The following is a 25,142-nucleotide window of genomic DNA, read 5'->3' as shown; positions in this document are numbered from 1 at the left end:
AATATGTGATCTGTTTCACTCTGTGAGGCTGGTTTTTGCTGAGGATTTTGGCGACTTTACTGAAAATTATTGTGACTTTGCTCGATAAAAAAGTGGACCCACCAACGGCAAGTCCACTTTCAAACTAACATTTAAGGTTTAAGGCTCTAAAAACGGAAGGGTTACATTGCCGCTTCAAAAATGGCCGAAATTTCTTCGTGCGTTGCTTGTTTCGGGTTAGTGAAACCACACGCATCTTTCAACGCATTGTCTGACAGGGTTGGGATGTCTTCAAGTTTTGCACCCAGTTGAGCAATACCTGCAGGAATACCAACATCAGCCGCTAAAGTCACGATAGAAGCGATAGCCGCTTCAGCGCCTTGCTCTGCCGTCATTCCTTCAACATTAACGCCCATCGCTTTAGCCACGTCACGTAGACGCTCTGGACATACTTGCGCGTTGTAGCGTTGAACGTGTGGAAGAAGAATCGCGTTACATACACCGTGTGGAAGGTCGTAGAAACCGCCCAGTTGGTGCGCCATTGCGTGTACATAGCCTAGAGATGCGTTGTTAAACGCCATGCCCGCCATGAACTGAGCGTAAGCCATTTGCTCGCGAGCCTCGATATCATCACCGTTGCTAACTGCGTTACGTAGATGCGCTTGGATAAGCTCAATCGCTTTGATTGCTACTGCATCTGTAATTGGCGTTGCCGCGATAGATACGTACGCTTCAATCGCGTGAGTCAGTGCATCCATACCTGTTGCAGCTGTTAGCGATGCTGGTTTAGCAAGCATTAGTTCAGGATCGTTTACAGAGATAAGTGGCGTAGTGTGTTTATCTACGATTGCCATTTTAATGTGGCGAGCTTCATCTGTGATGATGCAGAAGCGAGTCATTTCTGAAGCCGTGCCAGCCGTTGTGTTGATAGCGATCAGTGGCATCATAGGTTTTTCTGATTGGTCTACGCCTTCGTAGTCTGCAATTTTGCCACCGTTAGCTGCAACTAGTGCAATACCTTTCGCACAATCGTGTGGAGAACCACCACCTAAAGAAACGACGAAGTCACATTCGTTGTTTGTTAGTAGTTCTAGGCCGTCTGTTACGTTAGCCGTTGTTGGGTTCGGTTGAGTGCCATCGAACACAACAGTGTTGACACCACGTTCTTCAAGTAGGTTTTGTACCTGTTTAACAACACCGATCTGGTTCAAAATCTTGTCTGTAACGATCAGACCTTTTTTAAAACCTTGTGATTGAATGCTGTCTGCTGCGTCTTTTAAACAGCCTGTGCCCATGAAGTTGATTGTAGGGATAAAAAATGCGCTAGCCATGAGTTGCTCCAGTTTAATTATGATTATTGCTGAGTTCTATGTTGGCGATAAAGACCAACGAAATAATTGATCTGGGTCAATTTTCGCACTTGACTACCACTTTGTGGTTAGGGATTGTGACGTGCTTCAACAAGCAAACGGTTAATTAGTTTCTAATGATAATTTCAATAGTTATAGATGACGTCGAAAGTGCGCCATCTAAATGAGAATGAATATTGTTGATGTGAAATCTACACATAAGATTCTAATATAATTAGCTTTTTGTTTTCTCTTTATCGATGGTTTCATCAATAGCTTTTTCGTTGTCTATGATTTCTTGCTCGGTTTCTGGTGTAGATTTTTCACCAATGAAAGCATCATAGTTTTTAACAACAAATGGTGTGAGCATGACAGACGATGGTAAGAAGTGCTTCATAATACCTCCGGTATTGAGATGTGTTTCTTGTATGTTATTAGTTTAATATGTGGCAAAATTTGCGATACATCATAAGTTGATGCGTGGCTTCTATAAAAAGTCAGAACTTTCTACAAGCTCACAGTTATGTTGAAAGTGTGTAAGATGAGGCGTTGCCTCTTAAGAACAATTAGACCCAACTAGGATAGGTAATGAAGTACGACTGGATATTTTTTGATGCGGATGAAACGCTCTTTCACTTTGACTCTTTTAAAGGAATGAAGCTGATGTTCTCTCGATTTGGCGTCGAGTTTGATGATCAAGATTACGCAGCGTACCAAGAGGTGAATTTACCGCTATGGGTCGATTATCAAGATGGAAAAATCACTGCAGATCAGCTCAAGCACACGCGTTTTGAGTCGTGGGCGAAGCGACTCGATACGACGACGGCAGCACTCAATACTGCGTTCCTGAATGCAATGGCCGATATCTGTACTTTGCTGCCAGGAGCGAAAGAGTTAATGGAAGCACTGCAAGGCAAAGTTAAAATGGGCATCATCACCAACGGCTTTACTGAGCTGCAATCTATTCGCTTAGAGCGAACGGGGATGACGGACTATTTTGACCATGTGGTGATTTCAGAAGAGGTTGGCGTCGCTAAGCCAGATTTCGCTATCTTTGACCATGCACATCGCATTAGTGGCGCTCCTGCCAAAGATCGTATGTTGATGGTGGGTGATAACCCTCACTCAGACATTCTTGGCGGCATCGATTTTGGTATTGACACTTGCTGGCTCAACGTTGACAGTAAACCACGACCAAGTGGCATTGAACCACACTATCAAGTCGCATCATTAGGTGAATTAAAGGCTCTATTACTCTCCAAATAGGTCATTGTTTAAGCTGGTTTTTAAAAAGGCAATCAAGTGTTAAAGAGTCATCGTTACAGTTGTTATGGCGTCATGGCCATTCTATTGTGGAGTTGCTTAATCGCGCTTTCACGCAGTGTTTCTGAACAATTAGGACCGATTGGAGGCGCCGCTAGCCTCTATACGGTGAGCTCGATCCTGTTAGTGTTTACTATGGGTTTACCGAAAATCTCGCGTTTTTCAAAATCGTATTTGCTGATCGGCGGCTCACTTTTCGTCTGTTACGAGATATTTTTAGCGCTTGCACTTGGTATGGCAAATAGCCGTCATCAAGCTATCGAAATGGCGGTTATCAACTACTTATGGCCTGCACTAACAGTACTGCTTGCCGTTTTACTCAGCAAAAAGAAGACTAACTTATTGGTTTACCCGAGTATCCTCCTTGCTTTCTATGGTGTGGCATGGAGTATCAGTGGCGATCAAGGGCTTTCGGTACAGCAGATTGCTGCAAACGTTGCGACTAACCCACTGACTTATTCTATGGCTTTCTTTGGGGCGATTATTTGGGCAGTGTATTGCAACTATACGCAGCGTGTGGCTAAAGGTCAGAATGCTATCGTGCTGTTCTTCATTGCAACGGCTGTCACGCTATGGATTAAATATGCACTGAGTGACGAACCAGCGATGGTGATGACAACAAGTGCGGCTATCGATCTTGTGTTGGCGGGTGCGGCAATGGGAGCGGGTTATGCGCTGTGGAACACCGCGATACTGGGTGGCAACATGGTGTTTCTTGCAACTATGTCTTATTTTACGCCAATCTTTTCAACTCTATTCTCTTCAATGCTACTTGGCCTTTCGCTTACGGTCACTTTCTTGCAAGGCGTGTGCATGGTGACCATCGGCTCCTTGGCGTGCTGGTGGGTCACAAGAGAAAAGCCGACACACAAAGCGTCGGCTGAATCAGAAAGTGGTGATATCGAGCAAGCGAAAATTTAGTTTTGAACTATTCCCAATCTAACTAGCAATACTCAAATTGAGTTTTAGCTCATAAGGCATCTTCGATAAGCGTCGCTTCAGTAAGCGGCGCGTCTTTTCAATATCATTGACCGCAATGATGCCTTGGTTGTTAGGATGTATATCTACGTTGATACGCAGTTCTTGACCTACCTTGGTTACGCCTTTCAACTCAAGATCTTGTTGCGCTTCCTTATCGACTGCGATGACGTTCTCATCAACCTTTTCACAGATCTCTTTGTTCGCCGACATCATCAGCAGTTCGCGCATTGCTTGCTTAAGCATATCGAACGGTACTTTGATGAAGTAGAACGACATCAGAACCATCATCATCGGGTCCGCGTACACTGCAAGTTCAGTGTAAGGCGACAAGGTGATTAACCAGGCTGCAATGAAACCTGCGGTAACAGCCACACTCAACAAGGTATCCATTTGCCACTGCTTCGATTCTGCTTCAATGAGACCAGAAGAGAATGATTTACTTTTATTGGCGATGTACCACCATGCATAACCACAACCCAGTACATTCAACGCACCAAAAACAGTTGCAATTGAAGCGTCGACTTCACGACCACCAGTCATGAGTGCGCCAACGGCAGAGTAAAGCGAATAACCGACGACGAGTAGAATAACCGTGGCTTTAAACGCGATAACGATGGGTTCAATAATCGCTCGACCAAATGGGAAGTTAGAGTCCGACGGGCGATTAATGTACTTCGATGCTGCTAGTGACAATAAAGTTAACAGTAAACTTACTAATGAATAAACACCGTCGAACACGATGACGAGGGAACCAACAATTAAGCCTAGTGCTAAGCCTCCCAATGCAAAGCCAGATGCAAGAAGGGCTGAGAACATTAATACTCGATTTTCGTTTTGGTTTGTCCTGTCACACATAATAATTTCCAAGTGTTTTCGATACCTCCATTGTTCTAATACTGAACGAGTTTTACAAACTCAATCTATCATTGCCTGAGGTGGAAAATGCGGCTTTAATTAATTATTCAATTAAATCAATGTCTTATGAGTGGTTTTGTCTGTCATTTTTTTTGACACTGACTGACATTGATTAAAGAGAGTTTGAGAAATCGTGAAGGTAGATGCGCTTTAAATATCAGGTGTAGTAAATAGCTAAAACGCTCATATTGATGGTGGTGATGAGCACTCACTGTTAAAGGTGCTCACCGACATCAAATAGACAATAGGTAGAGGGCTGGAGGTATCATCCAGTATCTAAAAATCGAACAGATAGTCACTGATCTTATCCGCTAACCAATTCATGCCCGGGTGCTCGGCCATACCTGCAGCAGTAAACATACAGTAATCTTCTTGAGTTAAACCGTAAGTATGCTTAATCACGGCAAGCTTTTGCTCGCGGAGTAGGTGACGAATCAAAGGTTCTGGCATTACGCCCCACGCGTCTTCACGCATAATGGTATCGAGCATGTAATCGAAGCTTGAAAAGCCAATGTAACGGCGTGAGAACGGATCAAGTACTGGGTTGTCTTTCTCGTTGAGGTATACCATGGTCGCCTGCATCGAGTTACGTAGCACTTCGTCAGAGACTCGACGCATCTGGCTCAGTGCATGTCCTTTCTGGCAAACCGACATCATCCGAATCTTCCCGAGAGGGTTGTAGAGGATCCTAGGATCATCAAAACTCTCGTAGTCGACACCAAAGGCGAAGTCAACCTGCTGGGTTTCAACAAGGTTGGCCAAATCGCCACTAGACGCTAAAACAATATTGAATGAGGTGGAAGGGTAGCGATTGTTCAGTTTATGCGATAGGTCTTGCCACATCTCATCGGGCAATGAATCATCACGGGCTATCCAAATCTCGGCGTTAAACTCACCCGAAACATGCAAACAAGTCTGCTTTATACGCGCAGCTGTGACCAACATGCCTTCACAATCCTTGTAGATCGCTTTTCCCGCTTCTGACAGCTCAACATGGTTGCCACTGCGAACGAATAGCTCGATATCCAGTTCTTTCTCAAGAGCTTTGATCGACATGCTGAGCTTGGTTCGGTTGCATTCGAGCTGGCGCGCAGCTTCTGATACTGAGCCGAGGTCTGCAACGGAACAAAACGCTTGGATTTGAGACAAGTTCATAGATTTTCCAGAATGAGCGAGGATCGTAAGGTTTATATGTGAATATTGTGCTGATTCTCTTAGAAATAGTCCATCATTGCATGATAACTCTATGACGAACGGGTCAATTTAGTTTAATCTGAGAGGGTTCCGAACGTACAAGAAGTAAAGATGGAGGCCATGATGGCGAAACAATGGGACGAGTACGCAAAAGACTGGGATAAAGAACCTGCAACGGCTGAATTCGCAAAAGCCGTATTTGACCAGTTAAGCCAGCTCGTTGATCTAGACGGAACCCGTGTCCTTGATTTTGGTTGTGGCACAGGTCTGCTTAGCCAAAAAGTGTCCCCTTTTGCAAAAGAGATTATTGCTTTAGATTTCTCTGAAGCCATGATTGAAGAACTCGACAAAAAAGAGCTACCTAACGTAGAGCCCGTTGTTGATATTCTTTCTCGTGGTTTAGCAGCTCAACACCCTGCATTTCGAAAGCAATTTGATGTCGTAGTCGCTTCGTCTGTGTGTGGCTTTATCCCGAATCTGCAAGATACGGTGAGTTTGATTTACACACTGTTAGAAGAAGATGGACTGTTTGTTCACTGGGATTGGTGTGTAGAGAGCGATGACGAAGCGTCTGGTTTAACACTGAGCCGCTCAGAGAACGTGTTAATGGCGGCAGGTTTCTCAAACGTAGAAGTTTCAGTACCATTCTCGATTGATACCCCTCAGGGTGAGTTGAAAGTGCTAATGGGTGTAGGTCGTAAGCAGTCTTACCATCCGTACTAAATCCCGCTAACGTATTGATACTAAATAGATAGAATAAACCCATGCTGTTTTGCAGTGTGGGTTTTCTTTTGGGTGTTACATTGATGATAGGTATTTCCATAATGGAAATGTTTAATTGATTAAATTTCAATAGTGGAAAAATGATTACACTTTTAAAATAAGACCATATAAATATAAAGGGTTTTATCATGAGCCACCAAACAACGTCATCACCAATGCCTGAACTTCAGCAACGTTTCCACAATATTATTTCGGATGCCAACTTATCACCTAAGCAGAAGTCGAGCTATTTAGCGCTAGAAGCGGAAGCAAGCCTACCGTATATGCCAATCAGCCAAGAAGCTGAGCAAGCACTCAAAGACGGGGTGCTGTGTGACATGTTTGAAGGCCATGCGCCGTTTAAGCCGCGCTACGTCTTACCTGACTATTCTAAATACTTACATCAAGGCTCAGAGTATTTAGAACTTAGCGCGGCGACCAATTTAGATGAAGCGCTCAACATGTTGACGATCATCTATCACCATGTGCCATCCGTGACCTCTATCCCTGTATACCTTGGTCAACTGGATGATGTGTTAATGCCTTTCGTTGGCGATCTGACAGACGAACAAATCTACCAAAAACTAAAACTGTTCTGGATTATGCTGGACCGCACGCTTCCAGATGCGTTCATGCATGTGAATATCGGCCCAGCAGATAACATCATCTGTCGCACTATTTTGCGAGTAGACGCTGAGCTTAAGCAAATCGCGCCTAACTTAACCTTTATGTACGACCCTGCAGTGACACCTGACGATCTATTACGTCAAGCAGCGAGCAACATCTGTGAATGCAGTAAACCTCATATCGCGAACTATCCAGCACATGCGAGTGCTTATGGTGATAAGCGCTTTGGCATTGTGAGTTGCTATAACTCTCTGCCTCTTGCTGGTGGTTCAAATACCTTGGTTCGCATGAACTTAAAAGAGGTCGCGCTAAAGTCTAAAGACAGCGCTGACTTTCTACAGAAAGTGCTGCCAACATACGCCAACGTTATGGTTGAGCTGATGGATGCGCGCAGTCGTTTCCTTCATGAAGAGTCGAATTTCTTTGAAGGCTTCTTAACAAAAGAGGGCTTGATTGAGGAAGCGCGATTCGCACCTATGTTTGGCATCTACGGCATGGCAGAAGCCGTCAACATCCTGATGGAGAAAGAGGGGGTTGAAGCTAAGTACGGGCACGACGAAGCGGCTAACACGCTTGGTCACACCATATCTAAAAAGCTTGCAGAGATTGTTGAATCCTCACCGGTTCAATATGGATTAAACGGTAAAGCACTGCTGCACGCACAAGGCGGTATTAGTCTTGATAAAGATGTCACCCCAGGTGTGCGTATTCCTTACGGAACTGAGCCAGACCCAGTCTCTTACGTACGAGCGACGGCAGGTCATCATAAGTTCTACACATCAGGCATTAGCGACATCTTAACGATTGATGAGACCGTGAAATCCAACCCTGAGGCGATGTTTAACCTATGTAAAGGTGCGATTCAAGCGGGTTATCGTGAGTTTACTGCAAACGTAGCGTCTAACGATTTGGTGCGCGTGACGGGGTACATGATTAAGCTCTCTGATATCGCAAAATATGACGATGAGGGTTCTCGTACTAATACCACGTTCTTGGGCGCAGAGGCGGCAAAAAATACCGGCATTTTGGAGCGCAAACCACGTGTGGCGAGCTTAGAAATGTCACCTACCTACGAACAATAAATTTTCTGATCTAACGACTCACATGGCTAGGGTTACTAACAATATAAAGGCAGAAAAACAAGCGAAGGTCAGCCGTGTGCTGACCTTTTCTTGTGTTGACGGGCCGGGAAATCGCTTGGTGTTGTTTCTGCAAGGGTGCAACTTTGATTGCATCACCTGTCACAACCCTCACACCATCAATCACTGCAACCATTGTAGTGATTGTGTTCCTGAATGCCCAAGTGAAGCGCTAACTCTAAATAGCAATTCTGGAAGGGTTACTTGGCACCCTGAAAAATGTACACATTGTGATAAGTGCATTGATGTGTGCAGTCATAAGTCGAGCCCGAAAATATCACTGATGACAGTTTCTGATGTTCTTGAAATCGTCAGAGAAAATCAGTTCTTTCTGAGTGGAGTTACCATCTCGGGTGGTGAAGCGACAATGCAGCTGCCGTTCATTATCGAACTCTTTAAAGCAATCAAAACGGATCCTCAGCTTTGTCATTTAACCTGTTTTATTGATAGTAATGGTTCACTTTCACCAGAAGGTTGGAATAGGGTTCTACCGTACCTTGATGGCGCAATGATCGATCTAAAATCATGGCAAAATGAAACCCATCAATGGTTAGTGGGACGCGAAAATCACCGCGTGCTCGCTTCAATCAACTTCTTAGCGGAACATCAAAAGCTGCATGAAGTTCGTTTACTGCATATTCCTGGAAAAAGCGATTTAGATACGGAAGTCGAGCAAGTAGGGCGTTACCTTAGCTCATTGCCAGAAAGCGTTGCGATTCGTCTCAATGCGTTTCAGCATCACGGTGTGATAGGGGAAGCCTTAAACTGGTCAAAATGCACTAAGCAGCAAATGAATGAGTTTCATGACCAGTTATTTGCTTATGTTCAGCGACCAATGCTGAGACCGCAAGTCTATACCTAAACCCACTTGGTTCAGCACTCTAACAACGCGTTTCTCTTTAATGTGAGTGGCAACAAAGATTTAAACTTATTTTCCCCAAAACTCTTTGAGAGCACATGAGGCTATCATGGGAACTATTTTGGCAACAGCTTGTTGGCAAATTGCCCAACACTTATTTGTGCAGCAGGTTGATATATATGGCGCATCAATTTCATGTTTTACAGAAAAATCTGTATTTTGGGATGCCGGTAGAGAGCTGTAGATATTAAATAATTGTTAGTTATAGTAAAAAAGATGTATCGTTTACGTCATTGAGATACTAAACAGATTAATTCTATATTTAAGTGCAGAATTATTCTGTCTAATATGGCTGTTATGCAGCTAATGTGTGGAGAAAACTTTGACAAAAAACAATGTAATAAGGTTAATTTTACTTGGATTAGTTGCGCTTAAAGTAAACGCAACAGAGTATAAGGTAGTAAATTCAGGAGAAGTATCCGTAATGAATTACTATCCAGCGACCACAATAGCTTCATGTACAGAGAACAACGAGTGTACATACTTGTCGCTGAATTCTCATGCTATTGCAAACTTACTAACTGGTCGCCTCATCGAAAATTCTATGGGAGAAAATCGTAATATTTCTGCAAAAGCAATAAGGAAAGGTGTTAACTATTTTATCTCTGAAAAAAGTAGTAGCTTGTTCTCTGCGCGTTTATCCTCACATGACCCCGAAGGGAAAACACTTAAGTTCACTTACTCTATTACCCTAGTATCAGAAGACGAACGATTAATCATTGAGAAAAATAAAACCGTAGTTCTGTTGGGTTCGAATTATGAAGTGTTTCTAGGAACAGAGTTGCTACCCCATGATATACCGAACAAACGTGTATTAAATCCTGTGGAGTTTCTTGATGTTGTGGAGTGTAATGTAGGAGACAAATACTGTTTTAGTGAACTAGCCTACTATACAAATTATGGGCTTTACTTGGCAACTTTGAGTATGAACCTCACTCAGCAAGAGTTGGGTAGCAATACAATAGCTGCACTTGAAGGGATTTCTACGGTTGTTCTTACTTCCATAAATCCGGTAGCAGCGGAGTTTTATGGTGTCCCGTTCGATGATCCTGGAAGCAGTAGTGGCGAAGAATTTTCGAATAGATCAGTGGTTTTGGCGATTGATGCTAATGTCGAAGGTAGGCGGTATGTTGGTTATGCTAGAGTAAATACAAATGACGGAACAAGCATTAACTATAGCGTAGAGGAAACGAATGAATCTGTTATTCAATACTTAACACGTGCTTGTAATTCTGTCCGTCTCGGTGATTTTGACAAAAATGTCATAGGTAAGTTTTGTGACTTTGGCGTCAAAAAATAAGTCTGCATAACAAAGCATTTAAGAGTGATTCGCAACGCTTGGCAGTTTCGCTTCGCTCAAGTATAGCCAAGCGTCGCTCACACCTTAATGCGGCGTTAGTTGCAACGATTCGTACGGAGATAAATTGTTCAAAGTTCTAGTATTTCTAATCCCTTTATTGTTCGTCTTTATAGTGTTCGGACTAGGAGTCGCTTTTGGCGGCGGTGAGCAACTAGAAACGGGCAACACTATTAACATAGTGATAGCTTTAGGTACCGTATCATCTGCATTGGTAGGTTTTGGGACATTGTTTCTCTTGATCGCTTTTCGTCATGATTGGCGTATGCCCAAAATAGACGAAAGTCGCCTTGAATTGATAAGAGGCTTGAAGCGTTGGGAGCGTGCTATCAAGCAAAATATTGAAATACCTTCCAACTACAATCCAAGCGTTCCAGATTTTCATGTAATTAAGCACGAGATTGACGATTTACTTCAAGTTGAAACAAGGTTATGGCAGACCCTCGAATCGTCATTTGATACCTTGATCTATTATGACGATAAGTTTAAGCCATTAGAGAATCAGTTTAATGAAATAGTGCAGTACAGAGCAGACTCATTCAATAAGTTAAAGGGGTACCGTAATGCAGTAAATGCTTCGCCATTGTCACCGTATAATAATTCGACTGTTTACACGTTGGGTATCCAACATCAGAAAAGAAAATTAGCGAGAGTATCAGAAGTACTTGAACATATAACTTCTCGCTTGTAAGCAACTAACAAATTGCTTAAGTCTGATTCGTGAACGCGTGCCGAACTCGCTATCGCTCAAACATGGCACATGTTCACTCACAGCTTAGCAAGGCGTTAGTTTTTAAGGAAAGTTATGAGTGATATTCCAGTTAATGTACTTGTACCAGTGGGGGTGATTATTGCTGCACTTATCGCAGGCGCATTCTCATTTTTAAGTTTAGTGTTAACCAAAGAACAGCAGATCTCCCAACTAAGACAAAACTGGATAGATGCACTACGTGATGACATCTCAAAGTACATTGCAGCGTTGATCGCCACAGAAGAAATATATTGGGCAATGAATCAGAAGCATGGTGATGCAGTTGATGTGTTAGCTCGTTCAATGGAAACTAAAGAAGAACATCAAGAACTGGCAATCGCCTATTCGAGCATCATGATGCGCTTAAACCCTGATGATAAAAGTGAGCGCCAAAAGGCGCTGCGTACAAGTCTTGTTAAATCAAAAACTCTAGCTAACGATGGAAAGTGGGATGAATCAGCTGCAATGGTCGACAGTATTCGAGAGTTTGCTCAGTTGACCTTAAAAGAGGAGTGGGAACGAGTTAAAGTTGGTGAACCATCATTTGTTAACTCAAAGAGGGTTGCAGTAATTGGTGTAGTTACAGCGTTACTGGTTGCGGGGTTGGTCATCTATAATATTTCAGTGCCAGGCAATTAAAAACTAACAAACAATTTAAGAGTGATTCAGCACGCTTGGCATTTTTGGTTTGGGTTGAATTAGGTGTTTACGGTGGTCAAATTGAGTGCTGTGGTCGCGTGCTTCACACCTTAATTGGGCGTTAGATTTTAATTCGACTTCAGAGGTAAAATGAGCATACAAAAAGTAATAGAAGTGAATGCCCGCATGAATCGGGTGCTTCAAAAACAGAGGCAACTCTCTGAACGGTTGAATAAAATCAATCGAGTTACCAAAGCCTTTGAAAGACAAATGGCTCCACTCCGTAGGATGGAAAAAGTCATGGCTAGTCACAAGCGTCTTCAAACCATCCTTAAAATGAACTCTCGCAACATTGAGTTTATGCGTCAACAGCAAAATGTCATTTCGAAGTACAGTGAAATATCGAATCTGTTGCAATCGCGCCTAATTCAGCAGTACTCAGAAGATGCCATTCTTCATGTTTTGACCAGCCAAGAATCAGAGTTAACTTCAACGGATGTTACGATTGAATTAAATGATGTAGAAGTGGAAGAGTCTCTTGTTGAGTTGAAGCTAGTATCTTCAACCTCTGATGAATTTTCATTTCTTGCATGGTATGACTCTCAAAAACCGTCAATTCAGCTTTTGATAACGCTAGTCCTTAACTATTGGCTTAGTGTGTTTGTAAATTTATCAATGCCTCTATACGAAGACTGGGGACACATTTTTCAGCAAGAAAACTCAAGAGCAGCTGTTAAATCAGTCGTAAGAGAGGCAAGCAAAGAATTTGACTTACAATATTTGGAGGACTATCGCTTTGTAATTGCGACATCTCTTCATGTCCGTTCATCTGCAAGTATTAACTCAGAGGTTTTAGATAGTTTATCTAACGGCAAAGTTGTTAGGTTTATTAGTAAGTCTAAACGATGGATCAAAATTGAATACTTATGCCCAGATACTGGAGATGAAAGGGTTGGTTGGGTCTTCGCTAGGTATTTGGCTAAGTTTGAACTCTAAAATCTAACAAGAGCATTAAAGAGTGATTCGCAATGCTTGGTGCCTTCGGTTTCAATCGGTTTGGTGTTTACGGTGCAGTGTTTGAGTAAGGTGGCAATGTTGCTCACTACTTAACGCGCGCTATACCGCAATCAGTCATCTAACCTTTTCATAGCGTTACGGTAAACACCGCTACGTTCGCGTTTTCCTACTGCCAGTACGGTTACAACAATGACATCATCTTCAACTTTGTAGACAAGGCGATAGCCCGATTGACGCAGCTTAATTTTATACATGTTGTCAGCTCCAGAAAGTTTTGAAGCCGGGACATGTGGGTTATCTAAGCGTTCGACTAGCTTTTTTTTTAAATTGTTGTTTCAGAGTAGAGCCAAGCTTTTTCCACTCTTTAAGAGCACTCTTTTTGAAGTCGAGTTTATAGGTCATCAATATTTACCGAAATGCTCTCTTCAGACTCTCGTTCATTAGCGATAGCGAGTAGTTCAAGCTCTTCGAGCCTGTCCATCATCATTTCGTAGGCTTCGGCAGGCACGCAATAAAATGCTGGCTCATTTCGGTTTAGTACAGCAACAGGTTCACCGTAAGCACTAGATGCGACTTTCATTGGGTTAGCTTTCAACTCAGTAATACTTGCAGCAACATCGGCTAAAATTCTAGTGGTCATATAATCGGTCTCTTAAGTGGTCTTTATGTTGGTCATTTTAGCCTTGACTAAGCGGTATAACAAGCTGATTAATAGTGATTCGCAACGCGTGACACTCTCGGCTTGATTCCGCTTTAGTGTTGACGGCACAATCGTTTAGGCTTGGTGGTTGGCGTTGTTCACCACTTAACGCGGCTACATGGGTTCCCCCGGTTGTCAAACATCCGCTAAACGTATTTTGATGGCTTTTTGTTCGGGGGATTTTATGGGCACAAAGCGAGTGGAGGGGCGCTGAACAGCTTCTCAAATAGCAATGGCATCATATTCGTCTCGTGTTCCGTAAGTTTTCCGTACAAATTGAATGAGCTTTAAGGATGTACTATACTCTTTATAATTACGGAATAGATCCGTACGTAGGAGAGGCTATGGCAACCGCACGTTTAGATATCCGCCTTGATGAAGAGATCAAGGCAAAAGCCGAAAAAGCATCGGCTTTACTTGGTTTAAAAAGTCTCACTGAATATGTAGTGAGACTAATGGACGAAGATGCGACTCGTGTTATTGAGGAACATGAAAGTATTATGGTTAAAGACAGTGTCTTTGACGAGTTTATGGCTGCGTGCAATAAAGCAAAAGCACCGAATCAAGCTTTGCTTGAGGCTGCCAAATTTACAGATGAGAGTGGTATTAAGTGAGTTGGGGTAAAGAGTTCGTAGAGCTTAGTAAATCAAAGCATGATCGCAACTCATTTGACTGTGGTGAGCAAGAGCTAAACACATTTATCAAAACTCAAGCTGCAAAGCACATGCAAGCAGGTATTAGCCGAACAATGGTTTTACCTAGTTCTCAACCACTGTTAAATCAAAAATTCGCTATTTGTGCATTTTATAGTGTTGCACCGAGTTCAATCAGCCGAGAAACATTACCAGCACAACAAGCAAAGAAACTTCCTAGGTATCCAATTCCTGTTTTTGTGTTGGCTCAGTTAGCTGTGCACAAAGAGTTTCATGGCTCTGGGCTCGGAAAGATTAGTCTAATTCGAGCACTGAAGTACTTATGGGAAGTGAATCGCCATATGAGGGCGTACGCAATTGTTGTGGACTGTCTGACAGATTCCGCTCAAGCGTTCTATGCGAAGTTCGGCTTTGAAGTGCTGTGCGAACATAATGGGCGTATTCGTATGTTTTTACCAATGAAAACGGTAGAACAGCTTTTTAATCAATAGGCTACGAATATAACAAATTGTTCAACAGGGACACCTAACGCTTGTCCACTTTTATATAAATCAGCTTCAGTGTTTAGGGTGAACATTTTAATTTGGGTGGCATTGCGTTGTCGCACGTTAACAAGGGGTTGATATGACTCCCATTGTCAATAAGCGCCTAGAGCTTTCTGCTCCCACATTTCAGAGCCTTTGTTCATTTTGGGATAGTGTTACCGCATAGATGAAGTGCAGAGTGGCTTTGGGATAATTGGATTTCATAGAGTTTCAACCTTAGTTGTTCACCGACGTTTAAAGCGGTTTCTCTGGCGTGATGAACTGGTCACATAGCCATTTCATTGCTTGATCATTCATGTTTGGTCGATTCCATACCAAGCTGTACGCAACTTTCCCATAATCGAAAGGCAATGGCTTCGCGATGAGTCCTTTGGCTTGTAGGGCTTTCTGCGACCATAACTTTGAACAGGTAAACAAGTAGGGTGTTTGATGACAAAGTACGGCGGCGGAGCCAAAGTCAGCAACCGAAATAGCGACGTCACGAGGTTTGTGGCACTGAACCAAATTCTGTTCAAAGAAGGGCTGTGACAGTTCGTTATCAAAGATCCCAATGTGTTTGTAGCTTAGGTAGTCTTCGATAGTCAGCGCTGTTGTGGCGAGTGGATGATCAACCCCCATCAAGCACACCATCTCATCAGATAAGATGGTCTTCCATACCAACTCTTTGTTTTCTGTTGGAGGCTGTGAAATATCGTGGGGCAGTAAAATGGCATTCACTTTACCGCTTAAAAGCGAGTCAAAACCGAACTGCTGCTTTGAATACACTTTTAGCGCTGCGTTGGGAGCTAACTGAGTGGTTATCCGACTGATGGTTGGAGAAAACACTTCAAAAGTACTCTCACGCATCGATAAGGTAAAGCTACCTTGGTAAGTCTCTGGAACGAAGCTCTTTTGATGCAGAAGGCCGTTCATACTCGATAGTATGGCATGTACGGTTGGTGCAATCTGATATGCAAACGGAGTAGGGATGAGCTTAGTACCATCGCGGTAGAAAAGCTCATCATCGAGAATCACTCTAAGCTGAGAGAGTGTTTTACTGACACTGGATGGCGTTACATACAACTGTTCCGCAGTTTGTGTCACGCTATGAGTATTGAGCATAACGTGAAGAACAGTAAGGTGTTTAAGGCTTACGCGCGATAGGTGGAGATAATCCATCTCTACTCCAGAATCAGAGAACGAGTCTGGATTCTAACGTGCTAGCTTGTGATGAGCACGCGAAAAGTGACCTGCACAGAAAGCACCGACAATAGAAAGTTCTCCCGCCAAACAGAGCGCGGCGCACACTTCTGCCAACGCTTGTGATTTACCGTTGCCGTGAAGCCCTAACAAGTCCAAACACGCCTTCTGGCTTGGTAACCCCGTACCACCGCCCACAGTGCCTAACATCAAGTTCGGAAGGGTGACGCTAGCGTACAATCCGCCTTCTTTGTTGAGTTCCATACGAGTCATACCAATAGCCGATTCAGCTACGCAAGCTGCATCTTGACCGCAAGCGATATAGAGCGCAGCCAGTGCATTCGCATAATGGGCATTGATACCAATGGTACCGCTTAGTGCGCCGCCAACAGTGGTCATTTGTCCAAACTGAACCATTTTCTCTGGCGTTGTATGGAGATACTTCTCGACCAACTCCGCAGGAATGTTCACTTCTGCGGTTACTTTTTTGCCGCGTACGCTGCGCAGTGTCTGTGTATTGGCTTTTTTGTCGCCGGATAGATTGCCATCGAGAAACGCATGGTCAGGCTTTACAGGTGTATGCTCAATGATGTATTCGAACACGGCATTGGTCGCAATGGTCACCATGTTTTGACCCGAGGCGTCGCCTGTCAAAAATTCAAACACAAGGTAAACGTGATTGCCTTCGATGTTGCAACTGATGTCGGTGAGTTTGCCGTGCGATGTCGTCGATTCTGCAAGCGCCTTAAAGTGATCGTATTGCGTCACTACCCATGCGACGAATTGACCAGCTTGCGCCAAGTTCTCGAAGGCAAACCCAGGAGTGCGAGTCACCCCTTCATTGAGCAGCATTGCGCTTGCACCACCACAAGCCGAAATGAGCTTAGAGCCGCGATTGTAGGAAGCGACGAGAGCGGCTTCTGTGGTCGCCAATGGCACTAAATAATCACCTTCAGCGAAAAGACCGTTTACGCGCAATGGGCCAGAAATGCCGACTGGCACTTTAACGGTGCCAATAAAGTGTTCGATATTCTTTTCGTAGGCAGAAAATTGCGAAAAAGTATGGGCGTCAAGCAGTTCAGCTTGGCTTTCCGCTTTATCAAGTGCTGTCCAACGGCGGGTAAGATTTTTCTCAGTCAAGTAAGGGCTTGGAGTCAGCTTTTTACTGGGCTTGTCGAAATGTGGTTGAAGCTTTTGTTCTAATTCTTCTGCGGTGATATCGCCACCTAAGATTGAAACGTAGTCGCGACGGTGCAGGTTGAGTTTTGGCATAATTATTATTGGTACAGTTGGAACAGCAAGAGATATTTTGCGCTGATTCTACCGAGTAATGGGGGAGAAACAAGCGTCAGATATAATGAGTTACAGTTTGTGCTTCCATCGGCAAAAATACACGAGGCTTTGTTCAGAGATTATGAGCACACTGTTAATCACTATATTAGATGTGAATATCTAAAAGACTTCCTATGGCTTCATTCTGGCGCTCGACGACAGAAGCACCCACGCGATTGTAGCTGGCACTTTGTGTGAGTTTAACTAGCGCATCGCTGTGAGAAGGCATGGGTTCACTCACGGCTTCTTTTTGAAGAGGGTCTGCGGTAGGGAGTTGATTAAAGCTGAGATCACTTTTAGGTGCCATTTCTTGCTCTAATTGAGGTTCATTCTTAGCAAGCTGATTAATCTCCACAGCGGCTTCTTCCACCATGTTGGCAGACTGTTGCATGATTGCGTAACCAGAATGTAGACCTGAAATGGACATTCATCGACCTCTATTTATCCCTTAGTTGAGTTTAGGTTGGCTAAATAATGAACGCAAGAGCAATGTGCGATCTATGAGCCGATACATTGTGACTAAGTCGTTGTCAGGGGGAGCAATATAGGAAATTCAGTGTACGTTGGAACATCCGATGAAATTCATTCATCAAACGAGTGACTAAGAGAACAACCAGCATGATTTGTGGCGGAGTAGGTGTAAATTGCTATATTGATAGCTTGATATATTGATAAGTTGCTAGGGGTGGTAAAGCGGCATTGTGTTAAAACTGCGGAGAAATGAGGAACTGCTTAGTAAAGTTGATATTAACTAAACAGTTCGCTCAGTGCTTTCATCTCTTCGTCCGTAAGCAAAGGTTGTTGCTTTTTGTCGGCTTTGTTGTCGATGGTTTCACCAATTTCACCTTGAAGAGCGATAAGTTGTTGATTGCTCAATAGATGAATCTGTTGTTTTAAAGCTTCGAATTGTAGTGCGTTCATGATACAGCCTTATGTCGTCTGTTACGCTACTAAAATCATAGTGTCTCAGTAGCATAGATCCAGTAAATTTGTAGGAAAATCGCTAAATATTTCGCTATTCCAATTTATAAGACAACTATAGTTTCGTTTGAGCAGGTTTTGTCCGAGAAATGTCAGGCAAAGTTAGTACTTGGTCAATCAAAATTAGAACATTCGAAGTGTGTAAATTTTGTAGATGTCAGCACTGGCGGGGGTTGGTGGGCTTTTTTCGTAACTTGTTTATTTATATAGTATGTCGTGAAGAACAAAAGGATAGCTAAAATCGAGTGTTTTTTAAGCTATCCTTTTGTTTGTTATTGGTTTTATTTTGTATTACTTTTTTGGTGTTTATCGAACTATTTGCTGAACGTTACTTTCACCGCAAACTTAGTTGCCAAGGTATGCAATTCAGGCAGCATTCGATAGATAAGATGCAGTTGTTGTAGCACCATTCTGACAGAACTTTCGTCTTCTTCTCGCCATTCACTCAAACGGTTATCTAGTTCTGAGTCGTAACTATTTTTGATTTCACATTGCTCACTGTGGCTATGAAGTTGAGAGTACAAAGCATCTAGATGCTCGTGAATCACTCGGTGCGCATCTAACACTAGCTTGTGAGTCGCCTCATCATCAATACGTGTTCTGTGCGCCCCTAGCGCTGAAATATAGCTAAGTAGAGCGTGATTAAGGGTCAAAAAACGGAAACTTTCATCGACTGAGGTTCGATATTTTCCGGGCTCAACCAGCATGCTACTGATTGCCACGGTTAAGTTGGCATCACTGTTGTGTGCACTGCGGCGGGCGATGCGATAACTGAGATTATCTTTTTTGCCTACCCGATATTGCCCAATGATCTGTGCCAGGTAGAACTTATTGGCGTCTAGCGCATCGGCCATCACTTTATGTAAGCGTTTCGACTGCCAATCTGGGAATAGGTAAACCACCGCAAGTACGGCCAACGCACAGCCAATAAAGGTATCCGCAAGTCGAGGCAGAACCACGGCATAGCCTTCACCAAGTTGGTTGAAACAGAACAGGACCAGTAGAGTGATGAAACCAGTGGCAAATCCGTAGTTATTGATACGGAAGGCAAAGAACATCACACCGCTGATGACAATAAACACCAATTGGCTCTCTTGGGAAGGGAAGAAAGTCAGGAGGGGAACGCCAATCAGCAGGCCTGCCACTGTACCAATGACACGCGCGGTGAGCTTTTGACGAGTCGCGCTGTAGTTTGGCTGACACACGAACAGCGTCGTGAGCAGGATCCAGTAGCCTCGTTCAATCTCTAAGCCTTGAATGATTCCATAGCCTAGCGTTAGGGTTACCGCCATGCGTATTGCGTGACGAAATAGCATTGAATCTTGGTTAAGGTTGGCGCGTATTCTGTGCCACATAGCCTTTAAGGTATGAGGATTGGTGTCATCCAATACGTCTTCTTCAAGCTTTTCTGCATCTGGGTTATTGATGTTTGAGAGCTGTTTTTCCACCGTCGCTAAGTTTTTAAATAGGAATTCGAGCTGACTAAGTAGCGGTTTCCACTCCGGACGGTTTTGTTGATGGAGGTGACTTAAAGAAGACATCAGCTCATCTAAAGCAAGTACCGACTTGTCACTGTGCTGATACTCCGCACCGACTTTTAAAGAGCTCGCAATTTCACGGCAAGCTTTGGCTTGCGCCTCTAGGAGATATTTAAAGCGGAACAATACATCCGATCGTTCAAAATGTTTCGCCAATTCTTGATAGCGATAGTGAGTAGAGCTGACGCGCTCGTGAACATCTTGGGCGATGAAATAGGTATTTAGAAAGCGGTCGCTTGGCCCATCGATGTGTCCTCGCTTAGATCGACTCAGCAGCGTGGCTTTACACATATTGAGGGCATTAACTGTGCTTGCGTTTAGTTTGGCTTCTATGATGCGGTGCGGTTGAGGGACGAGATCGGTCACGGGATAGAATAATTCTGCTTTGGACTCCATGTAGTTGCCAATCTGGTCAAAAACGGTCGCAAGGTTCTGCTGTACAGGTTGCATTGGCCAAACAATCTGCCAAATCATCGACATAAAGTAGTACCAAGCCGCACCAGTTAACAGTAGCAGCGGTTGGAACCACAAATTGGTGCTCTCATGGGCGCCCAGCATGGTGTAGATAGCCACAAGAAGGGAGCCAAAAGCGATACTGGCGTATTTCGGGCCAATGGCACCTAGCATGATGAAAGTGAACGTCGAGATGAACAACCCAATGGCGAACAACCAAGGAGTATCAAAAAGTAGCTCAATAGAAAAAGCGGCAATAGCAAAACAGATAAAGGTTAATGTGAGTGCTTTAAGCCTTCCGGTAAAACTATCGTCACTTTCTGCCAGTGCAGCGGCAATAACGCCAAGAATGAGCGGGGTGATTAACGTATTTTGTTCGTAGTACCAAGCCGGCACCACAACACCCAAGAGGGTGATTAGAATGAGGACGCTGTAATTTATGGTTTTGTTCGCCCAGTAGAGGCGTAAATTTTCAGAGAAGTTCACAGTCGCTCGCTATTCAAGCTAAAAACATAATCCTAACAGAAATCAAGCACAAGAATTTGATACTAATTCATAATTAACTCTAGGTGGTCATGAAAACGGCGATAAGAGATGGGATATTATTATTTCTTATTGCAACATGATATAAATTCACAATCTCCCATTTAAGAGCAAGCCCAATGCAGCTAAGCGCAAATAAGACTGCACAGTTTTTTATCCAAAATGAATACCATCAAGTTGAGCTAGATGGCTCACGTTTACTCCTCTCGTCTGTCGGCAGTGAGGAGCGCATTCCGTTCACAATATGGAGTGGTAAAGTCGCGATAAAGCGCGGCTTGTTTTGGGGTTCATTGCAGTTCTTTGCCAACTCTCAAGAGGGGAAACAACGCAGCTGGTTGGTGCAAGGTTTGCCGTGGAGCGAGTGCCGCCAATTTGCACGTCGTGCAGTGAATGCTTATCAACAGTGGCACGATACTCAATGTGAGCAGTTAGCGGAGCATGTCCCTGAATGGGAATCCGAGTTGACGCGACTTGAACAACTGCCAGCATTTTTACCGCACTCTCAAGTCGAGCAATGGGTCAATAAAGTTAATCAAGGCTTAGAGTCTATGGCAATGACTTTGGATGAAGCTGCTCAGCGCATGCCTAAGCGAATTGCGCGCCTCTCTTCTTGGTTGCTTGAGACCGAAGAGCAGCAAGCGGAGCGCAACCGACAATGGCTTGATCGGGAACGTCAAAACTGGGAAGTACTGTTTGCGCAATGCGAATCTTCGCCGCTGAATCTTTCTCAGCAATATGCGGTGTTGATGAACGACGATCACAACTTGATCTTGGCAGGTGCCGGTTCAGGCAAAACCAGTGTTCTTACTGCTCGTGTTGCTTACCTGTTACAGAGTCATCAGGCTCAGGCAGAAGAGATGCTATTGCTCGCGTTTGGACGCGAGGCTGCTGACGAAATGAAACAGCGCTTAGATAGCAAAATTGGTCTCTCAGCTGAAAAAGTGCAGGTGAAGACTTTCCACCAGTTGGGGCTAAAAATTCTTAATCACGTTGAAAATGAACCCGTGACCATCTCTCCTTTGGCACTGGACAGTAATCAACGTCAAGCGTGGTGTATCGACTGGCTTAAAAAGCATTGGATGACTCCGACTAACTTTAAGCGTTGGCAAAAACACCTCGCTAAATGGCCTATTGCTTACCTGAAGGGCGATGAAGAGCTTGGCAGCCACGTCTCGAATCTTAAACTAATCGGGTGGTTAGAGAAGCAGTTAGAGCAGTTAAATAGTTCAGGCTTAACCAAAAAAGAGGTGCAGCAACAACTTATCGATCACCCCGATTATACTCGCTTAAATAGTGAGTTAGCACTTTGCTGGCCATGTGTGACGGCTTGGCAGAAAAATCTGAAAGAGCAGAATCAAATCGATTTCTCGATGATGATCAGCCGCGCCACTCAATATGTCGAGAAAGGAAGGTTTATTTCGCCTTGGAAGTTCATCATGATCGATGAGTACCAAGATATCTCTCCAGATCGCTTGGCGTTGGTTGAGGCACTTTGTAATCAAACCAAGGCGCAACATCAAGCCTCTATCTTTGCGGTGGGTGATGACTGGCAATCTATCTATCAGTTTGCTGGTGCGGATGTCGATCTAACCACGGGTTTCAAAGATCGATTCAAAAGTTCAACGATTCATCATTTAGACACAACTTATCGTTTTAATAACCAATTAGGCGCGGTGGCGAATCGATTTGTGCAAGAGAACCCGATTCAACTACCGAAAGAGCTCAATAGCTTTAAGCAGCAGAAGCAGAAGGCGGTTTACACAGCACCGAGTAAAGATGTTGAGAAGATCCTCGATCAACTTAACCGCCAAGTAAAAGGAAATGCGACAAAGTCAGTGTTGCTGCTTGGGCGCAACCACTATCATAAACCGGAGCTTTTAGCGGATTGGCAGAAGATTTACACATCGTTAGACATGAGTTTTATGACCTGCCACGCAAGTAAGGGTAAAGAAGCGGACTTTGTGATCATTCTTTGTGTAGATGAGGGGCAATTCCCAGCGAAGAAGAAACAGCTTCATATTGATGGCGCGTTAACAGAGTCTTCAGATAAATTCCCTTATGCTGAAGAGAGAAGGCTGTTCTACGTCGCTATGACACGAGCAAAAGAAAAAGTCTGGATTACGCACAGTGGTGATGGTTCTGGCTTTGTGCAAGAGTTACATCAATCGGATTATCCGGTTGTTCGTAGAAAATAAACCGTAGTCTAGTCAACATTTTTGGTAAGGAGGCCGAAATGGAGCATGGTTCGATTAATTACATTGAGTTTGCAGCAAAAGATTTAGATAAGACCAAGGCGTTCTTTGAATCCGTATTCCAGTGGCAGTTTGAAGATTATGGACCAGAGTACACAGCTTTTACTGCCAAAGGTCTGATGGGTGGTTTTTATCAGTCTGAATTGGCTTGTGACGCGAGCACAGGTGGGGCTTTGATGGTGTTCTATAGCCAAGGGTTAGAGCAGACTGAGCAAGAGATTGTGCAAGCGGGTGGCATGATTAAGCGAGATATCTTTGCTTTTCCGGGCGGTCGACGTTTCCACTTCTGCGAGCCAAGTGGTAATGAAATGGCAGTTTGGAGCGATAAGTAATTGAGCACTCGTCTCGTCGTTGCAAAATATTCGTCATTACCAAATAAAACAGCCTGCAAGTACGCAGGCTGTGTTTGTATTGCGGCGCTTAGTTAAGTGCGGCTTGCTAAATAAGCTTCGTAATCTGGGATCTCAATCGACACTTCCTCGTCAAGCATTGAAGAGTTGAATAGGAAGTTTGCTGTCGCGCGGTTAGTTGCCACAGGGATGTTCCACACACTCGCGATACGCAGCAGTGCTTTTACGTCTGGGTCGTGAGGCACAGCATTAAGAGGATCCCAGAAGAAGATCATCATGTCGATCTTACCTTCAGAAATCAATGCACCAAGTTGCTGGTCGCCACCCATAGGGCCACTGATCATGCTTTTAATCGCTAAGCCTGTTTCTTTGCTTAGTAGATGTCCTGTGGTGCCTGTCGCGTACAGAAAGTGCCCTTGCAGTTTTTCTTTGTGCTCTTTCACCCAACGCAGTAATTCTGGCTTGAAGTTATCATGAGCCACCAAAGCGATGTTCTTATGAGCTGGCATCGTACGTGTTGTTTTTTGCATGAATGTTTCCTAAGTAATTGGCTTAAATTTTTTTGATTTTGTTTAATTTCTAGTTAGCAATATATCACTAAGGTGAGACACTGAATACTGGACGAAACTCAGAAGGTGACAACGAATCGGCAATCACCTTTTTTTTGAGAGATGAAGGCGTTAGTGCTTCAATTTTAGGCTCTTGATGAAATTCATAAGGTTGCTTTCTTAAATAATGTGTCGCTTGCTTCACGGACAGGCGGCCCTGTTCAACCATCTTATCTGTGGGCGCAAACAGCACTTTGTCACGAAGTAATCCACGGTAGACACCGTGACTTAAGTAACTTGAAAGCAATCCGATCTCTTTCTCTTTATTCGCCGCTCTTACCTCACTGATTGCCGCTTCAATCGCGACTGCGCTGCCAACGATGTATTTTATATTCGGTAAATCAATCACCTGCTGAACGAGGTTTCTCTGTAGCTCTTTGTCATTATCTGCCCAGTAACTGACAGCAATATTAATATCGCTGGACTTAATCGCATCATAAAAGCCGATAGCGACAGGTTTGGTGCCACCGCTTGCTTGCGGGCCAAGTAGCAGCGCAATATCCGTTTTTCCTGATCCTTTCGGGTGCTTTGCTTTGAGAAACTTACCAACTTCATAACCCATCTGCCACCAATCTACCCCTACCGTACCTTTGAGCACTTGATCTTGCTGTGCTTGGCTGAGGTTGAGTTCATTGACGGTGGCAAAAACAGGTGTCGAATCGACCCATTTGGTTAGGTTGTCGTAAAAAGCACCGGGAGATACGGTGCCAAGGATAATCGCATCGGCACCCCATTGATTGCACAACTCAAGTTGCGAGGCCTGTTTACCGATGTTGGGATAACCGCCAGCTTCGAGCACTCGTAGTTCAATTTTTTGCTTTTTGGCTTCTGAAATCATGCCGTAATTGACTGACAACCAGTAAGAGTCTTTCAGGTGTGGGTAGATGGCGCACACCTTCTCTTTTTCTTGCGCGACAGAAGAAACCTGGGCTTTGGCTGCTGCTTTATTGTCCACTGCGAGGTCGTTGGCGACTGCCGAGTAACTGGCTGCAGCCAGTGAGCATGAAACTAGAGTTGAAACTAAACGTTTAGATAGCATGAATTGTCAGTTTATTG

26 protein-coding genes and 1 pseudogene are annotated in these 25,142 nt (G+C 43.9%); 14 read left to right on the top strand and 13 right to left on the bottom strand.

The features are described from left to right. Positions 1–161: 161 nt before the first annotated feature. Positions 162–1,310: an L-threonine dehydrogenase gene (gene yiaY / locus vsple_RS16295; protein ID WP_261883871.1), complete on the bottom strand. Its 1,149-nt coding sequence runs from the start codon at positions 1,308–1,310 to the stop codon at positions 162–164. 253 nt (positions 1,311–1,563) lie between these two features. Beyond that, on the bottom strand, positions 1,564–1,725 hold the full coding sequence (locus vsple_RS16290; protein WP_255232568.1) for a hypothetical protein: 162 nt from the start codon (positions 1,723–1,725) through the stop codon (positions 1,564–1,566). A 191-nt stretch (positions 1,726–1,916) separates the two neighbouring features. On the opposite strand from vsple_RS16290, the gene yjjG reads away from it, so the two are divergent. Both yjjG and yddG read left to right on the top strand, forming a co-directional pair. Continuing rightward, positions 1,917–2,594, top strand: a complete 678-nt coding sequence (gene yjjG / locus vsple_RS16285; RefSeq protein ID WP_255232569.1) for a pyrimidine 5'-nucleotidase — start codon at positions 1,917–1,919, stop codon at positions 2,592–2,594. A gap of 36 nt (positions 2,595–2,630) precedes the next feature. Continuing rightward, the gene (yddG, locus tag vsple_RS16280) at positions 2,631–3,572 is read left to right on the top strand and encodes an aromatic amino acid DMT transporter YddG (protein ID WP_261883870.1); all 942 of its coding nucleotides are present in this window, start codon (positions 2,631–2,633) and stop codon (positions 3,570–3,572) included. A gap of 18 nt (positions 3,573–3,590) precedes the next feature. Here the strand turns inward: yddG and vsple_RS16275 are convergent, their stop codons facing one another. Both vsple_RS16275 and vsple_RS16270 read right to left on the bottom strand, forming a co-directional pair. Then, positions 3,591–4,487 carry a cation diffusion facilitator family transporter gene (locus tag vsple_RS16275; RefSeq protein ID WP_255232571.1) on the bottom strand — a complete coding sequence of 299 codons (897 nt, stop codon included), beginning with the start codon at positions 4,485–4,487 and terminating at the stop codon, positions 3,591–3,593. Positions 4,488–4,823: 336 nt separating this feature from the next. Then, positions 4,824–5,702, bottom strand: coding sequence for a LysR family transcriptional regulator (locus vsple_RS16270; protein ID WP_255232572.1), 879 nt, complete (start codon positions 5,700–5,702; stop codon positions 4,824–4,826). Positions 5,703–5,864: 162 nt separating this feature from the next. Here vsple_RS16270 and vsple_RS16265 point away from each other — a divergent pair, with 162 nt between their 5' ends. From vsple_RS16265 to vsple_RS16230, 8 genes are all read left to right on the top strand, one after another. After that, positions 5,865–6,464: a class I SAM-dependent DNA methyltransferase gene (locus tag vsple_RS16265; RefSeq protein WP_150868751.1), complete on the top strand. Its 600-nt coding sequence runs from the start codon at positions 5,865–5,867 to the stop codon at positions 6,462–6,464. Positions 6,465–6,652: 188 nt separating this feature from the next. Continuing rightward, positions 6,653–8,212: a YjjI family glycine radical enzyme gene (locus tag vsple_RS16260; protein WP_261883869.1), complete on the top strand. Its 1,560-nt coding sequence runs from the start codon at positions 6,653–6,655 to the stop codon at positions 8,210–8,212. Between the two features lie 22 nt (positions 8,213–8,234). Continuing rightward, positions 8,235–9,131: a YjjW family glycine radical enzyme activase gene (locus vsple_RS16255; RefSeq protein WP_261883868.1), complete on the top strand. Its 897-nt coding sequence runs from the start codon at positions 8,235–8,237 to the stop codon at positions 9,129–9,131. Positions 9,132–9,237: 106 nt separating this feature from the next. Continuing rightward, complete coding sequence (locus tag vsple_RS16250; RefSeq protein WP_261883867.1) at positions 9,238–9,372, top strand: hypothetical protein; 135 nt, start codon at positions 9,238–9,240, stop codon at positions 9,370–9,372. Between the two features lie 138 nt (positions 9,373–9,510). Beyond that, the gene (locus tag vsple_RS16245; RefSeq protein WP_261883866.1) at positions 9,511–10,488 is read left to right on the top strand and encodes a hypothetical protein; all 978 of its coding nucleotides are present in this window, start codon (positions 9,511–9,513) and stop codon (positions 10,486–10,488) included. A gap of 124 nt (positions 10,489–10,612) precedes the next feature. Continuing rightward, complete coding sequence (locus vsple_RS16240) at positions 10,613–11,236, top strand: OST5 family protein (protein WP_261883865.1); 624 nt, start codon at positions 10,613–10,615, stop codon at positions 11,234–11,236. Positions 11,237–11,350: 114 nt separating this feature from the next. Then, on the top strand, positions 11,351–11,935 hold the full coding sequence (locus vsple_RS16235) for a hypothetical protein (protein ID WP_261883864.1): 585 nt from the start codon (positions 11,351–11,353) through the stop codon (positions 11,933–11,935). Between the two features lie 150 nt (positions 11,936–12,085). Continuing rightward, positions 12,086–12,931, top strand: coding sequence for an SH3 domain-containing protein (locus vsple_RS16230; RefSeq protein WP_261883863.1), 846 nt, complete (start codon positions 12,086–12,088; stop codon positions 12,929–12,931). 131 nt (positions 12,932–13,062) lie between these two features. On the opposite strand, the pseudogene vsple_RS16225 reads toward vsple_RS16230, so the two are convergent. Together vsple_RS16225 and vsple_RS16220 are read right to left on the bottom strand one after the other, a co-directional pair. Next, positions 13,063–13,354: pseudogene (locus vsple_RS16225) on the bottom strand (type II toxin-antitoxin system RelE family toxin). Then, entirely contained in the window at positions 13,344–13,592 is a 249-nt protein-coding gene (locus tag vsple_RS16220) for a type II toxin-antitoxin system Phd/YefM family antitoxin (protein WP_261883862.1), read from the bottom strand. The pseudogene vsple_RS16225 and the gene vsple_RS16220 overlap by 11 nt, the downstream one beginning before the upstream one ends. 404 nt (positions 13,593–13,996) lie before the next feature. Here vsple_RS16220 and vsple_RS16210 point away from each other — a divergent pair, with 404 nt between their 5' ends. Further along, positions 13,997–14,266: a type II toxin-antitoxin system TacA family antitoxin gene (locus vsple_RS16210; RefSeq protein ID WP_261883861.1), complete on the top strand. Its 270-nt coding sequence runs from the start codon at positions 13,997–13,999 to the stop codon at positions 14,264–14,266. After that, a complete protein-coding gene (locus vsple_RS16205; RefSeq protein WP_261883860.1) occupies positions 14,263–14,796 on the top strand; it encodes a GNAT family N-acetyltransferase in 534 nt (177 codons plus the stop codon). Before vsple_RS16210 ends, vsple_RS16205 begins: the two co-directional genes overlap by 4 nt. Positions 14,797–15,084: 288 nt before the next feature. On the opposite strand, the gene vsple_RS16200 is transcribed toward vsple_RS16205, so the two are convergent. The 5 genes from vsple_RS16200 to yccS form a co-directional block, all read right to left on the bottom strand. Then, entirely contained in the window at positions 15,085–16,008 is a 924-nt protein-coding gene (locus vsple_RS16200; RefSeq protein WP_261883859.1) for a LysR family transcriptional regulator, read from the bottom strand. A gap of 33 nt (positions 16,009–16,041) precedes the next feature. Then, complete coding sequence (locus tag vsple_RS16195) at positions 16,042–17,301, bottom strand: hydroxymethylglutaryl-CoA reductase (RefSeq protein WP_261883858.1); 1,260 nt, start codon at positions 17,299–17,301, stop codon at positions 16,042–16,044. A gap of 166 nt (positions 17,302–17,467) precedes the next feature. After that, on the bottom strand, positions 17,468–17,788 hold the full coding sequence (locus vsple_RS16190; protein WP_261883857.1) for a hypothetical protein: 321 nt from the start codon (positions 17,786–17,788) through the stop codon (positions 17,468–17,470). A 320-nt stretch (positions 17,789–18,108) separates the two neighbouring features. Then, positions 18,109–18,282 (bottom strand): hypothetical protein, encoded by a 174-nt coding sequence (locus vsple_RS16185; RefSeq protein WP_255232586.1) that lies wholly within the window; start codon positions 18,280–18,282, stop codon positions 18,109–18,111. Positions 18,283–18,656: 374 nt separating this feature from the next. Beyond that, positions 18,657–20,819, bottom strand: a complete 2,163-nt coding sequence (gene yccS, locus vsple_RS16180) for a YccS family putative transporter (RefSeq protein WP_261883856.1) — start codon at positions 20,817–20,819, stop codon at positions 18,657–18,659. 176 nt (positions 20,820–20,995) lie between these two features. Between yccS and helD the strand changes: the two genes are divergently transcribed. Next, the gene (gene helD, locus vsple_RS16175; protein ID WP_261883855.1) at positions 20,996–23,071 is read left to right on the top strand and encodes a DNA helicase IV; all 2,076 of its coding nucleotides are present in this window, start codon (positions 20,996–20,998) and stop codon (positions 23,069–23,071) included. Positions 23,072–23,109: 38 nt separating this feature from the next. Next, entirely contained in the window at positions 23,110–23,460 is a 351-nt protein-coding gene (locus vsple_RS16170) for a VOC family protein (protein ID WP_255232589.1), read from the top strand. A 92-nt stretch (positions 23,461–23,552) separates the two neighbouring features. On the opposite strand, the gene vsple_RS16165 is transcribed toward vsple_RS16170, so the two are convergent. Then, positions 23,553–24,008 (bottom strand): methylglyoxal synthase, encoded by a 456-nt coding sequence (locus tag vsple_RS16165; protein ID WP_255232590.1) that lies wholly within the window; start codon positions 24,006–24,008, stop codon positions 23,553–23,555. 67 nt (positions 24,009–24,075) lie between these two features. Beyond that, positions 24,076–25,125, bottom strand: coding sequence for a TMAO reductase system periplasmic protein TorT (gene torT, locus vsple_RS16160; RefSeq protein ID WP_261883854.1), 1,050 nt, complete (start codon positions 25,123–25,125; stop codon positions 24,076–24,078). Between the last annotated feature and the right edge of the window lie 17 nt (positions 25,126–25,142).

The organism is Vibrio pelagius, assembly GCF_024347575.1.
In the GTDB taxonomy this organism is placed as follows: domain Bacteria; phylum Pseudomonadota; class Gammaproteobacteria; order Enterobacterales; family Vibrionaceae; genus Vibrio; species Vibrio pelagius.
This window is presented reverse-complemented; position numbering and strand designations above follow the sequence as displayed.

Bases quoted from the DNA above. Each gene is read 5' to 3' on its own strand.
- vsple_RS16170 (WP_255232589.1), top strand. From the start codon at position 23,110: ATGGAGCATGGTTCGATTAATTACATTGAGTTTGCAGCAAAAGATTTA.
- vsple_RS16260 (WP_261883869.1), top strand. From the start codon at position 6,653: ATGAGCCACCAAACAACGTCATCACCAATGCCTGAACTTCAGCAACGT.
- torT (WP_261883854.1), bottom strand. From the start codon at position 25,125: ATGCTATCTAAACGTTTAGTTTCAACTCTAGTTTCATGCTCACTGGCT.
- yiaY (WP_261883871.1), bottom strand. From the start codon at position 1,310: ATGGCTAGCGCATTTTTTATCCCTACAATCAACTTCATGGGCACAGGC.
- helD (WP_261883855.1), top strand. From the start codon at position 20,996: ATGCAGCTAAGCGCAAATAAGACTGCACAGTTTTTTATCCAAAATGAA.
- vsple_RS16255 (WP_261883868.1), top strand. From the start codon at position 8,235: ATGGCTAGGGTTACTAACAATATAAAGGCAGAAAAACAAGCGAAGGTC.
- vsple_RS16190 (WP_261883857.1), bottom strand. From the start codon at position 17,788: ATGTCCATTTCAGGTCTACATTCTGGTTACGCAATCATGCAACAGTCT.
- vsple_RS16250 (WP_261883867.1), top strand. From the start codon at position 9,238: ATGGGAACTATTTTGGCAACAGCTTGTTGGCAAATTGCCCAACACTTA.
- vsple_RS16270 (WP_255232572.1), bottom strand. From the start codon at position 5,702: ATGAACTTGTCTCAAATCCAAGCGTTTTGTTCCGTTGCAGACCTCGGC.
- vsple_RS16200 (WP_261883859.1), bottom strand. From the start codon at position 16,008: ATGGATTATCTCCACCTATCGCGCGTAAGCCTTAAACACCTTACTGTT.
- vsple_RS16235 (WP_261883864.1), top strand. From the start codon at position 11,351: ATGAGTGATATTCCAGTTAATGTACTTGTACCAGTGGGGGTGATTATT.
- vsple_RS16290 (WP_255232568.1), bottom strand. From the start codon at position 1,725: ATGAAGCACTTCTTACCATCGTCTGTCATGCTCACACCATTTGTTGTT.
- vsple_RS16210 (WP_261883861.1), top strand. From the start codon at position 13,997: ATGGCAACCGCACGTTTAGATATCCGCCTTGATGAAGAGATCAAGGCA.
- vsple_RS16220 (WP_261883862.1), bottom strand. From the start codon at position 13,592: ATGACCACTAGAATTTTAGCCGATGTTGCTGCAAGTATTACTGAGTTG.
- vsple_RS16265 (WP_150868751.1), top strand. From the start codon at position 5,865: ATGGCGAAACAATGGGACGAGTACGCAAAAGACTGGGATAAAGAACCT.
- vsple_RS16275 (WP_255232571.1), bottom strand. From the start codon at position 4,487: ATGTGTGACAGGACAAACCAAAACGAAAATCGAGTATTAATGTTCTCA.
- yjjG (WP_255232569.1), top strand. From the start codon at position 1,917: ATGAAGTACGACTGGATATTTTTTGATGCGGATGAAACGCTCTTTCAC.
- vsple_RS16195 (WP_261883858.1), bottom strand. From the start codon at position 17,301: ATGCCAAAACTCAACCTGCACCGTCGCGACTACGTTTCAATCTTAGGT.
- vsple_RS16165 (WP_255232590.1), bottom strand. From the start codon at position 24,008: ATGCAAAAAACAACACGTACGATGCCAGCTCATAAGAACATCGCTTTG.
- vsple_RS16185 (WP_255232586.1), bottom strand. From the start codon at position 18,282: ATGAACGCACTACAATTCGAAGCTTTAAAACAACAGATTCATCTATTG.
- vsple_RS16230 (WP_261883863.1), top strand. From the start codon at position 12,086: ATGAGCATACAAAAAGTAATAGAAGTGAATGCCCGCATGAATCGGGTG.